The following is a 12,101-nucleotide window of genomic DNA, read 5'->3' on the forward strand; positions in this document are numbered from 1 at the left end:
CCCGCAGCCGACAACGCACCACCCACCCCCTTTACAGGAACAGGAAAGGCAGGTCACCGATGACGAACCCCCTGAACACCCTGCGGAAGGGCTACGCGCCCAGCCCCTTCGGACAGTTGCACTACGTCGAGTGCGGCACGGGCGACCCCGTGCTGATGCTGCACCAGACCCCGCGCTCCTGGACCGAGTACCTCGACGTGCTGCCGCTGGTCGGCGCCACGCACCGGGCGATCTCGATGGACACCCTGGGCTACGGCGCCTCCGCGAAGCCCGAGGGGCCGCATTCGATCGAGCGGTTCGCCGATGCCGCCGACGCCCTGATCGAGGCGCTGGGGCTGGACCGCTTCCATCTCGTCGGGCATCACACGGGCGGGGTGATCGCGGTGGAACTGGCCGCCCGGCACCAGGACCGGGTCGCCGGACTGCTGCTGTCCGCCACGCCGTTCGTCGACGAGGAGAAGCGGCGTACGGCGGGTGAGCGCAAGCAGATCGACCATGTCGTGCCACGGACCGACGGCTCGCACCTGGTCGAGCTGTGGAACCGGCGCCGCGACTTCTACCGACTCGGCGAGGAAGCCGCCCTCAACCGTTTCATGGTGGACGCCCTGACCGTCCTCGACCGGGTCGAGGAGGGCCACGTGGCGGTCCGGCGGTACGCCATGGACCAGCGGCTGCCGTACATAACCGCCCCCACCCTCGCCGTCTGCGCGCCCGGCGACCACTACTCCCTGCCCGGCCTGGAGAAGTTCGCCGCCGCGCTGGGCTGCGAGACCCGGGTGCTGTCGGGCGGGCACGTGCCCGTCCCGGAGCAACTGCCGCAGGAGTTCGCCGAGGTGGTCCGGGAATGGGCGACGCGGGGCTGATCGGCGGCAGCCCCGCGCCACGATCACGGGAGGCCGATGTGCGCGCCCGGGCCGAGGGGCAGGTCGAAGCCGTAGAAGATGCCGAGGATCGCCAGCCAGATCGCCATGAACGGCACCACGAAGATGGCGAGCCGGGAAATGAGTGTGCCGAGGCGGGCGTCCGGCTCGTACTGGCGGAGCATCGCCAGGATCAGGAACAGGTAGGGGTTCATCGGGGTGATGACGCCGGTGGCCGAGTCCCCGATCCGGAACGCCGCCTGGGTGAGGGCCGGGCTCATCCCCATCAGCATGAACGCGGGGATGAAGACCGGCCCCACCAGCGACCACAGGGCGGAGCCGGAGAGGATGAACAGGTTGAGACAGGAGACCAGCAGGACGAACACGATGATCGCCCAGAAGCCGGTCACACCCATGGACTTGAACAGGGCGGCGCCCTTCACGGCCAGCAGCACACCCACGTTGGACCAGGTGAACAGAGCGATGACCTGGGCGGCCACGAACATCATCACGAGGTAGCCGGACATGCTCTTCACGGACTCGGTGACGGCCGTCGCCACGTCCTCGGCGCCGGTGAGCTTCTTCACCGTGAACCCGTAGGTCAGCCCGGCCAGCAGAAAGGCGCCGAAGAGCACCGGCACGATGCCCGAGAGGAACGGCGAGGGCACGAAGGCCCCGCCCTCGCCGCGCAGTGGAGCCCCGGCCGGCAGCCACAGGGCCAGCACCCCGCCCAGGTAGGCGAGAACGACCAGACCGGTGTAGAGCAGCCCACGCCGCTGGACGGGAGTGAGCGTGAGGTCCTGCTGCTCGGGCTCGTCCGCGCCGGCCTCGTACATGCCCAGGCGCGGTTCGAGCACCCGGCTGATGAGGAAACCGCCGACCGCCGCGAGCACGACACTGCTGGCCGCGGTGAAGAAGTAGTTGATCAGCAGATGGATGTCGAGGCCCTCGGCGGCCGGGAGCACCGAGGCGGCCTGCTGGGTGATGCCCACGTAGAGGGCGTCGAGCGAGCCGATGGTGAACCCGGCGGCGTAGCCCGCGGTGACGCAGGCGAAGCCGCCGATGAGGCCGGCGACGGGGTGGCGTCCGGCGCTCTTGAAGACGAGGGCGGCGAGCGGCGGCAGCACGATGGCGGCGACGTCGCTCATCATGTGCGCCTGGCTGGCGATCAGCGCCACCGCGTACGGCAGCACCGGGCGCGGCACTCTCGCCAGGGTGGCCCGCATCACCGTCTCCAGCAGGCCGGTCTTCTCCGCGAGCCCGACCACCATGATCAGCACCAGGACGGCGCCGATCGGCGGGAACGTGGCGAAGTTGACGATGAGGTTCTCCACCAGCCAGCGCACACCGTCGCCGCTGAAGAGCCCGGTGATGTGCTTGGTCTCGTCGGTGCCGGGCACCTTGACGGACACGCCGGCCAGTTCGAGGCCGGTGGAGACGGCGGCCAGCAGCAGGAAGAGGCCGGCGAAGAGGACGATCGGGTTGGGCAGGGCGTTGCCGACCCGCTCGATGAGGGAGAGCACCCGGTCGAGGCCGCTCGGCCGGCCCGTCTCCGGGGACTTGCTGTCCGGTGCTGGGAGGTCGGTCAGTGAGGACATCACGGTTGCCTTCCGGTCGGGGCGGCTGGGAGCGGGAGGTCGAGCAGGTCCTTGCGTACGACGCCGTCCTGGACGACGCAGACGATGCGGGCGGGGTCGCCGAGGACGCCGATGTCGGTGAGCGGGTCGCCGTCGCAGAGGATCAGGTCGGCGGTGCGGCCGGCGGTCAGGGTGCCCAACCGGTCGGCGACGCCGAGGAGTTCGGCGGAGGTGCGGGTGCCGGCGACGATGGCGTCCATCGGGTCCATGCCGAGGTCCACCAGATAGCTCAGCTCCATCAGGTTGACGCCGTGCGGGCCGACGGCGGCGTCGGTGCCGAGGGCGATCCGGGCGCCGTACTCGATGGCGCGGGCGATGTTCTCCTTGGTCAGCCCGGACCAGCGGACCTTCTTCTGGTAGTGGTAGTCGGGCATCGTGTCCTTGTTGATGCCGGCGTACACGGTGGACAGCGTCGGCACGACGAAGGTGCCCTGCTCGCCCGCCATGTACAAGGCCTGCTCGTCGAGCCCGTAGCCGTGCTCGATGCTGGTCACCCCGCCCCGCAGCGCGTTCAGGATGCCCGCGTTGCCCTGGGCGTGGGCGGCGACCGGCTTGCCGCCGTGCCGCCGCGCCTCGTCGACGACGGCCCGGATCTCCTCCTCCAACAGGCCCTCGTCGTCGGGCTGGTCGTAGGGGCTGCCCATGCCGCCGGTGGCGCAGATCTTCACCAGGTCGGCGCCCTCGCGCAGCACCCGGCGCACGGCGAGCCGGGCCTCGTCCGCCGTGTCGGCGATCTCGGACATCCCGGCGCTGAGGTCGGTGCCGTCGGGCAGGCGTACGTCGGCGTGGCCGCCGGTGTGGCTGATGATCCGTACGGCCGTGTGCAGCCGGGGGCCGACGATCCGGCCGGTCTCGACGGCGGTACGGTAGCCCGCACTCAGCCCGCCCAGGTCGCGGGCGCTGGTGATGCCCGCGTCGAGGGTCTGGCGCAGCCGCCCCGCGGTGTCCAGGGTGACCAGGACGGGGTCGAGTTCGGCGCGGCGGCCGGGCGGGGAGCCCTGCGCGTAGGCGAGGTGGACATGGCAGTCGAAGAAGCCGGGCAGTACGGTACGGCCGCCCGCGTCGATCTCGCGCACCGGGGAAGCATTCCCGGAAGCCGGGGGCGCCGTCGCGGCGGGTCCGGCGTAGGTGAGGGTTCCCTCCGCGTCGACGGCGACGACGGCGTCGTCCACGGGAGCCGCGCCGGTGCCGTCGATGAGCCGGGCATGGTGGATCCGCAGGGCGGTGCGGGGTGCCTCGGGGGTCGTGGCATTCGTCATCGGATGCGGTCACTCCTCTGTTGTCGGGGACTGCCGGAAGCGGTCCGGGCCGGTCGGGGTCAGGAGAAGGGAGTGTGGGATGCGCGGAAGTACTCCGGGTCACCACGCAGATTTCACGTCCGATTCCCCGGGTGTGCGCAGGGATGTGCCGCCCATGGGGGTGCAGGATTCCGCCACCGTGGAGGCCGACGGACTCGACGAGCTGGACCGGGGAGTCGTGCACGCCCTGCAGATCCATCCCAGGGCGCCGTGGAAGCTGGTCGGCGAGGTGCTCGGGGTCAACCCGGTGACGGCGGCCCGCCGTTGGCACCGGCTGACCGAGGCGGGGCTGGCGTGGGTGACCGCCTACCCCCGGCTGTCCAACTCGCGGATCGTGGTGACCGCCGTGGTCGAGGTGGACACCGAGCCGGGCACCGCTCCGGACGTGGCGCGGGCCCTCGCGGCGGATCCGGCGGTGACGAACATCAAGCTCACGGCGGGCGGCCGGGACCTGGTGGCGTCCGTGGTGACGCGGAGCCTGGACGAACTGGCGCACCTCACCACGCTGTTGTTCCAGCGGACACCCGGGGTACGGGCGACCCGCACCCATGTGTCGACCGGCCTCCCGACCGAGGGCAGCCGGTGGCGGCTGCGCAGCCTGGACGCCGTCCAGAGCGCCCGTATCGAGGCGGCCCTGCCCCCGCCGTGCCGGCCCGCGGACGAGGCCGGCTGGGACGCCCTGGACGCCCACCTGCTCGAACTGCTCAGCACGGACGGCCGGTTGTCCCTGCGGGACCTGTCGGCGGCGACGGACACCAGCCTCACCACGGTCCGCCGCAGACTCCAGTCGCTGCTCACCTCACGGCTGAGCCTGCGCTGCGATCTGGCCCGGCCTCTGTCGGGCTGGCCGCTGTCCGCCGTGTACTTCGCCTCCGTACCGGGCCAGTTCGTGGCGGAGACCAGCAGGGCGCTGTCCGGGGTGCGCGAGGTCCGCTCGTGCGCGATCACCGCGGGCCCGCACAACCTGGTGATCGACGTGTGGCTGCGGGACCTGCACGACGTCCACGACTTCGAGGCCCATCTGTCCCGGCAGTTGCCGCGTCTCACGGTCGACGACCGCTCGGTGGTGCTGCGGACGGTCAAGCACATGGGACGGCTGCTGGACCGGGAGGGGCGGTGCGTGGGGGTGGTGCCGCTGCGGCATCCGCAGGGGTGACGCTCCGCTGGGTGCCAGTCGGTGTTGTCGGTTCGCTGCGGCGCCGTTGTGGCTGGTCGCGCAGTTCCCCGCGCCCCTTGGGCGCGCCCCTGCGGGGCGCTGCCCGATCGGAGCGGACTTCGCCGGAGACGGCAGTGCGGGCCGGGAAGGGTCCCGGCCCGCGCTTGGTCCGTCGATCTGTCAGTCGGTCAGCCCAGGAGCTTGGTTGCCAGAGTCGCCGCGTTGTACGAGCCCCAGCCGGTGGTGAAGTCCCAGCCGGTGGCGGCGGAGTAGGCGCCGTTGCTGCCGCTGGTGATGTCGTGGAAGCCGGTGCCGCTCGCCGAGTAGAGGGCGGGGTTGGCGAAGCCGAGGTTGGCTTCACCGGCCGCCGCGGCCTGCTGGTTGTAGAGGGCCGCGAAGGCCGCCCACTCCGGTGCCGCCGCGCTCGTACCGCCCACCGAGGACCAGGAGCCCTGGGAGTAGATCGAGACGCCGGGGCTGGGGTTGGCGTGCGCCGAGACGTCCGGGACCTGGCGGTAGCCGCCGCCCGCGCTCTTCTGGACGGCCGTCTGCCAGCTCGGGATCTTGAAGACGGAGGACTTGCCGCCACCACCGCCGGACCAGGCCACCTCCTTGCTGAAGGCGTTGGCGGAGGTCACGGTCAGCTTGGTGCCGCCGACGCCGGTGACATACGGGTCGCTGGCCGGGTAGTCGACGGAGGTGCCGCCGTCGCCCGCGTCGTCGGAGCCGTCGTCACCGGAGGCCGCGTAGAAGCCGAGGCCCTGGGCGGCACCCGCCTTGAAGACGGCGTCCACGGCGTTGATGTTGGAGGTGGTGCGGGCGCTCTCGGCGGCGCCCCAGCTGATCGACGTGGTCGGGATACCGCTGTCGACGATGGCCTGGTACGTGTCGACCTCGCCGGCGTCGGAGTTGGGGCCCTCGAAGACGGTGACGTTCGCCTTGGGGGCGATGGCGTGCAGGACCTCGATGTCCAGCTCGACCTCGACCTGGCCGTCCCCGAGCGCCCCCGAGCCGCCGTCCACCTTGGACACGGTCGGGGTGGGCGATCCCAGGCTGTAGTTGGTGTCGTACTTGGTGATGTTGGACTGCTGGAAGCCGTCGAACTCCAGCAGCGCGATCTTCTGGCCGCTGCCGGTGTAGGTACCGGAGACGTTGTAGCCGCCCTTGAGCTGGGCCGGGGTGTAGCCGCCGCCCGGGCCGTTGCGGGGCGCGACACGGGACGTCGACTGGTGGTGCAGCTGGACGCGGTTGTTGAGGCCCGCCACATCACTGACCAGGGCGGCGACGGCGGACGGCAGGGTCGGCGCGGCGTCGTTGGCGTAGAAGGAACGTCCCGACGCCGTGTCCTTCCAGGTCGACAGCTTGGTGCCGAAGGCCTTCTCCAGCTGGGCGGCCGTGCCGCTCGCGTCGACGAGCAGGTTGCCCGAGTGGACCTTGCCGACGGTGAGGCCCTGCGCACGGAGGTAGTCCTTGAGCTGCTCGACCTCGGCGTCGGTCCGGCCGAAGCGGGCGGCGAACTGCCCCTTCGTCAGATAGTGGCCGTAGGAACTCGACTTCGGGTCGCTGACCTTGGCCACGAAGGTGTCGAGCGCCTTGGCGTTTCTGGGGGTGAGGCTGATCGCCACCGCTATGCGCTTCCCGGCGGCGACCTTGCCGGTGCGGGTCGCGTGGGTGTTCAGGCCCTTGAGGACGTCTCCGGTGACGGCCGCCCGAGTCGCGTGCGGCTGCGCGATGTTGGCCGCGTAGGCGGTGGGGACGGCTGCGGCGAGCAGGACCGGTGCGGCGACCAGTCCGAGCAGTTTCAGACGTGACTTCACTGACGTCCTCCGAGGAGTGGGGGGTGGCTGTCCCTGAAGCGGAACGGCTTCACCGTAGGAACGGCGGCCCCTCCCCCATAAGCGGGGGAACCCTTGCTCTCCGTGTTAACTGCACATGTCACGTCAACGGCGTGTGTCGGGCGTGCGGGACATCCGGATCCGCCCGGGCTGACTCACCGTCACTCCCTGTGTCACGGGGGTCACTTGGTCGTCGTCGCCGTATCCCACGGCGGCCCCGGAGGCGAGGACGGCGACCGCCATCGCGTGCGCGAGCGCGGTGCGTGAACGGACGCCGAGCTTGCGGTAGACCCGCGAGAGGGCACCCTCCACCGTCTTGACGCTGATGAACAGCCGTGCGGCGACTTCCCTGTTGGTGGCCCCGCCGCCGACCAGTTCGGCGATCCTGGCCTCCGTGGGGGTGAGTTCGGGGCCGCCCGCCTCACCGGCGCGGTCCCCGGCGTCCAGCCGCACCAGCTCGTCCCGGGCACGTGCCGCGAGGGGAGCGGCGCCGATCCGGGTCGCGGTCTCCGCCGCCTCGCGCAGGACCGTCCGCGCCGCGCTCCGGTGCCGTGCGCGGCGCTCGACCGTACCGAGGGCGATCAGGGCGCGCACCAGCTCGACGGGCAAGGGAAGCCGGCGCAGCCGGTCCACGGCGGTACGCAGCCGCAGCGCCCCCTCCTTCGCCCGGCCGAGCGCGGCCTCCCGCAGCCCCTCCGCCCGGTCCAGAGCCGCCAGTACGCTCCCGGGCGCATCGCGGGACACTCGTGTACGGGCATCCTGGAGGACGGCTCCGGCCGCGTCCGTCTCGCCCAGGACGACCAGGGCCTCGGCCAGGTCGGCGTACCAGTGCAGCAGCGGCGGGTCGGCCGCGCACATCGCCTCACCCAGCCGCTTGACGCGTTGCAGTGTCTCGACGGCGGCAGCGGCACCCCGTGGGTCGCCGTCGAGCAACTGGGCCTGGCCGAGCACCGCCAGCGCGCGCAGCAGGAACAGCCGGTCGCCGTCCGCCTCGGAGGCCCGAACCGCCTGTTCGGCGAGGCGCCGGGCCTCCTGCGCGGTGCCGCCGGCGGTCGCCGCGAGCGCCGCCGCGTACAGGGCGGGCGCGGTTTGGACGCCCGTCCCGGTCAGGGTGCGCGAGCAGCGGGCGGCGGTGCGCAGCGCCTCCCCGCAGTGCCCGGCGCGCACCTGGATACGGGTCAGCGCGACGAGGGTCGCCACGGTCTCCTCGACCCCGGCGAACTCGCCGATCTCCGCGAGGAGCCGAGTGACACGCTCCCCCGCCTCGACGACCCTGTCGGAGTCGAGGGCGAGGATCGCACGCATCCGGATCAGTCCCCAGCTGTCCGGGCCGGCGTCGGCGCCGCCGGCCAGCCCGAGCGCCTCCTCCAGGGCCGCGTCGGCGGCGACCGCTTCCCCGGCCAGGGACAGCACCCGGGCGAGGGTGGCGAGGGCCCCGATCCTGGTGTCCGTGTCACCGACCGACCGCCCCTGCCGGGCGGCGCGCCGGGCATGCCGGGCGGCGTCCGCCAACTCCCCGCACAGCAGCCCCCGTACGGCCGCCCAGTAGTGCAGCCAGGCCTCCGCCTCCGGGTCGCCGGCCGCGTCCCGCAGGCCCTCCTCGATCAGGTCGCGGGTGCCCTCCAGCGCCTGCCCGGCATTGCGCAGCAGGATCACCCGGGCCCGGGCCCGCCGCCGCGCGGAGCCCGACCCGGCGAGGACGGTTCGGGCCGCCCGGGCGGCCTCCTCCGACAGCCCGCCGTCGCAGGCGTATTCGGCGGCGGCGAGCAGCCGGTCGGCGCGGTCCTCGGGGCGGTCGGCGGGAGTACGCAGGGCGGCGAGCCCGGCGAGTTCGAATGCGGCGTCGGGGGTGCCGTCGCGGCGTACGGCCTCGGCCGCCGACATCAGTGTGCGGGCGGTGGTCTCGTCCTCGTACGGGTGGGCGAGGGCGAGATGGCGGGCTCGCTCCACGGGCTCGGTGGCGGCGCGGGCCAGGAGGGCGTGCGCCTCGCGGCGCCCGTGTTCCGGTGCGTCGGCGTAGACGGCGGCCCGGAGCAGCGGATGCCGGAACCGTACGGTGCCGTGGGCGTCGGCCTCCGCGACGCCGATGCGTTCGGCCGCCGCGAGATCGGCGACGGGGTCGGGGAGTCCGGCGGCACGCAGGAGGGTGAGGGTGGCATGGGCGGTGGCGCTCGTGACGAGGAGGGTGTGCCGGGCCGGCTGCGGCAACGAGCGTGTCCGGTCGAGGAGTCGGTCGCGGAGTCTTCGGGGCACGGGCAGTGGCCGGCCGAAGGGCACCGGGTCGCGCGGGGCGGCTCGCGCCAACTCCTGTGCGTACGACGGGTTTCCGGCGGCGGTGTCCTGGATCGCCCGCAGGACGCCCGGCGGTGGTTCGGCGCCCACGGTGGTGCGCACTAGGTGGGCCACCTCGTCGTCGCCGAGCGGTGGCACGGGGAGTTCGACGGTGTCCGGCGGGCAGCAGCGCAGCCGTTCGGGCTGCTCGCCCTCGGCCACCCGCTCGGTGGCCACCATCCGTACGCCGAGGCCCTCGACCCGGCGTACGGCGAAGGCGAGGACCTCGGCGGTCGGCTCGTCGAGCCACTGGAGACCGTCGACGACCAGCAGGACAGGGCCTGTGGCGGCGAGGGCGCGCAGCACTTCGAGGACGGCGAGACGCACCGCGAGACGGCTCCGGCCGTCGGCGGGTTCGCGGCCGAGGAGCAGGGCCGCCCGCAGTGCCGCCCGGGGTTCGGACGGCAGTGCCTCCAGGCAGCCCTCCGGCACCCGGGCGAACAGGTCGACGAGACCGCCGAACGGGAGCCGGACGTCCTCCGGAGCGGGCGAGCAGTACAGCACTGTTCCCGGCGCGGACGTCATGAGGGCGGCCACGAGCGTGGACCTGCCGATGCCCTCGGGGCCGTGGAGGAGCACTCCGTGACGCTCCGTCAAAACCGCCCGGGCGGTGTCGAGCAGCTCACGGCGACCGCTCACCGGCGGTACACCCGTGGCGATCGCCCACGCCCGGCCCGGGAGCCGGGGGCAGGGCCGTCGGCTCGTCGGGGGCGGGGCGCGGGGCACTGGATCATGTGCTCATGACAGCCCTGGTGGATTCGGCTTGTCAATGCGGTGGCCGCAGCGGCGCCGTCGGCAACAGCGGCTCGGCCGGCCGGAGTTCCACCTCAGGATGCCCCTTTCCGGCATTGACGTACGACAAGACCGCTCCGTACGATCGCGTCCGGCATTGAGTGTCAGCGTCAAGCCCTGGCTTGCTGACCGGCAACCCTCCCGCGCGGTGGGGTGCTCCAGGTGAAAGCCCGGCGGGATCACCGACGATTCCCGCAAGCGCGTGGCCCTCGATCGGGGCCGGAGATCAGGGAGGACCGGTATGCGGCACAGCGGTGACCTGCCTGCCTCCTTCGCCGACGCCACGCCCTTCTCCCGGCTCTCGCGCCGACGCCACATCGATCTGAAGCGCTCGACCAGCTGCCTCTGTCGATCCTGACGAGCCCGGTCCGCGCCGGTTGACGTCCGTCACCGGCCGGCGCCACTTCGCGCTTCTCTCCCTGCCACCGCTCCCGGTGTCGCCTCCCCCTGACCACATGTCTGTACAGCGCTCCCCCGCGGCCGGTGTCGAGCCTGCCGGGGCCGCACACCCATGCACGGCCGTGCCTAGCACGGCACCCCGTGCCTGGTGATACGAGTAGGAGAAACCCTCCGTGACAGCACTCCCGGATTCCAGACTCTCCCGTCGGGCGCCCCTGGCCGCCCTGCTGACCACCAGTGTTCTGCTGACCGCCTGCGGGTCGGGCGGTGACGACACCAGCAGCGGAAGCGGCCGGCCGAAGTCCGGCGGCACCCTGACCTTCGCGGTGGGTTCCGACGCCGGCTGCGTGGACCCGCAGCAGTCCGGCAGCAACGAAAGCATCTACTCGGTACGCCAGACCGTGGACTCCCTCACCGACCAGGACCCCGAGACCGGCAAGATCGTGCCGTGGCTCGCCAAGAGCTGGGACATCGACGCCGACGCGACACAGTTCACGTTCCATCTGCGGTCGGGCGTCACCTTCAGCGACGGGTCGAAGCTGACCGCGCAGGTCGTCAAGGACAACTTCGACGCGGTGCCGAAGCTCGGCGCGCTGGGCAGTCTCCCCCAGGGTTATCTGAGCAGCGTGGAGAGCACCACCGTGGTGGACCCGCTCACCGTCAAGGTCACCTTCAAGGAGCCCAACGCCCAGTTCCTGCAGGCGACTTCGACCCACTCGCTGGGCATCGAGTCGTCGGCGAGCGTGAAGAGGTCCCCGCAGCAGAAGTGCAGCGAGGGCGCGATCGGGTCCGGGCCGTTCGCGCTGAAGCAGTATGTGCAGAACCAGTCGATCACCCTGGTCAAGCGCACCGGGTACGACTGGGGCTCCGCGCTGTGGTCCAAGAAGGGCGAGGCCTATCTCGACAAGCTGGTGTTCAAGGTCGTGCCCGAGGCGGGGGTGCGGGCCGGCAGTCTCCAGTCCGGGCAGGTGGACGCGATCAGCAGCGTCGGCAGGGCCAACGAGGCGGCGCTCGGGGGCGGTCAGGTCACGCTGCTGCGCCGGGCCAACCCCGGTGTGGTGTTCGGCCTGGGGGTCAACAACTCTCGGCCGGTGCTGAAGGACGCGAAGGTGCGTCAGGCGATCCTGGCCGCTGTCGACCGGAAGCAGATAGCCGACACCGTCTTCCCGACCGGCACCCGGCCGGCGACCAGCGTCCTCGCGCACACGACGCCCGACTACACGGACCTCTCCGCCGACCTCGCCTTCGACGCGGCCAAGGCCAAGTCCCTGCTGGACGAGGCCGGTTGGAAGACGGGCAGTGACGGCATCCGCGCCAAGGACGGCAAGAAGCTGAGCCTGACCATCGCCTGGTTCCCCAACGCCGCCACCAACCAGCCCGCGCTGGAGCTGGTCCAGCAGCAGCTGAAGGACGTCGGGATCGACGTGGTGCTCAAGCAGGGCCAGGTCAGCCAGTTCGCCACCACGCTCCAGGGCGGCGACTTCGACCTGGTGTGGAGCAACGTGACCCGCGCCGACCCCGACATCCTGCGCAGCTCCTTCTCCAGCAAGCTGGCCAACTTCTACCGTCTGCCCGCCAGTTCGCTCGACACGACGCTGGCCGGGCAGGCCGCGACCACGGACGCCACCGAGCGGCAACAGCTGGTGACCGAGGCGCAGAAGCTGATCGTGGAGAACGCGTACAACGTCCCGGTGGTGGAGCTCCAGACCCAGCTGGCCGTGACGAAGAGGGTGCACGGGCTCGCCTTCGACTCGGGCAGCCGGGTCCAGTTGCACGACACCTGGATCGGCTAG

Annotated in this window: 8 protein-coding genes and 1 riboswitch; of the genes, 4 read left to right on the forward strand and 4 right to left on the reverse strand. The window is 71.9% G+C overall.

Features of this window, described 5'->3' with window-relative positions; genetic code table 11:
• Positions 1–59: 59 nt before the first annotated feature.
• Positions 60–863, forward strand: a complete 804-nt coding sequence (locus tag ACWCRB_RS00950) for an alpha/beta fold hydrolase (protein ID WP_450993957.1) — start codon at positions 60–62, stop codon at positions 861–863.
• A 23-nt stretch (positions 864–886) separates the two neighbouring features.
• Here the strand turns inward: ACWCRB_RS00950 and ACWCRB_RS00955 are convergent, their stop codons facing one another.
• Together ACWCRB_RS00955 and ACWCRB_RS00960 are read right to left on the reverse strand one after the other, a co-directional pair.
• Positions 887–2,458, reverse strand: coding sequence for an AbgT family transporter (locus tag ACWCRB_RS00955; protein WP_450993958.1), 1,572 nt, complete (start codon positions 2,456–2,458; stop codon positions 887–889).
• A complete protein-coding gene (locus ACWCRB_RS00960) occupies positions 2,458–3,756 on the reverse strand; it encodes a metal-dependent hydrolase family protein (protein ID WP_450993959.1) in 1,299 nt (432 codons plus the stop codon). The genes ACWCRB_RS00955 and ACWCRB_RS00960 overlap by 1 nt, the downstream gene beginning before the upstream one ends.
• A 154-nt stretch (positions 3,757–3,910) precedes the next feature.
• Here ACWCRB_RS00960 and ACWCRB_RS00965 point away from each other — a divergent pair, with 154 nt between their 5' ends.
• Entirely contained in the window at positions 3,911–4,951 is a 1,041-nt protein-coding gene (locus ACWCRB_RS00965) for an Lrp/AsnC family transcriptional regulator (RefSeq protein WP_369037358.1), read from the forward strand.
• A gap of 188 nt (positions 4,952–5,139) precedes the next feature.
• Here ACWCRB_RS00965 and ACWCRB_RS00970 read toward each other — a convergent pair whose 3' ends face one another.
• Both ACWCRB_RS00970 and ACWCRB_RS00975 read right to left on the reverse strand, forming a co-directional pair.
• Positions 5,140–6,768: a S53 family peptidase gene (locus tag ACWCRB_RS00970; protein WP_450993960.1), complete on the reverse strand. Its 1,629-nt coding sequence runs from the start codon at positions 6,766–6,768 to the stop codon at positions 5,140–5,142.
• 123 nt (positions 6,769–6,891) lie between these two features.
• On the reverse strand, positions 6,892–9,756 hold the full coding sequence (locus ACWCRB_RS00975; RefSeq protein WP_450993961.1) for an AAA family ATPase: 2,865 nt from the start codon (positions 9,754–9,756) through the stop codon (positions 6,892–6,894).
• A gap of 246 nt (positions 9,757–10,002) precedes the next feature.
• A riboswitch (SAM riboswitch) is annotated at positions 10,003–10,116 on the forward strand.
• A 34-nt stretch (positions 10,117–10,150) separates the two neighbouring features.
• Here ACWCRB_RS00975 and ACWCRB_RS00980 point away from each other — a divergent pair.
• Positions 10,151–10,267 (forward strand): putative leader peptide, encoded by a 117-nt coding sequence (locus ACWCRB_RS00980; RefSeq protein WP_332874970.1) that lies wholly within the window; start codon positions 10,151–10,153, stop codon positions 10,265–10,267.
• 214 nt (positions 10,268–10,481) lie between these two features.
• On the forward strand, positions 10,482–12,101 hold the full coding sequence (locus ACWCRB_RS00985; RefSeq protein WP_450993962.1) for an ABC transporter substrate-binding protein: 1,620 nt from the start codon (positions 10,482–10,484) through the stop codon (positions 12,099–12,101).

This window comes from Streptomyces sp. NPDC002156, assembly GCF_053593675.1.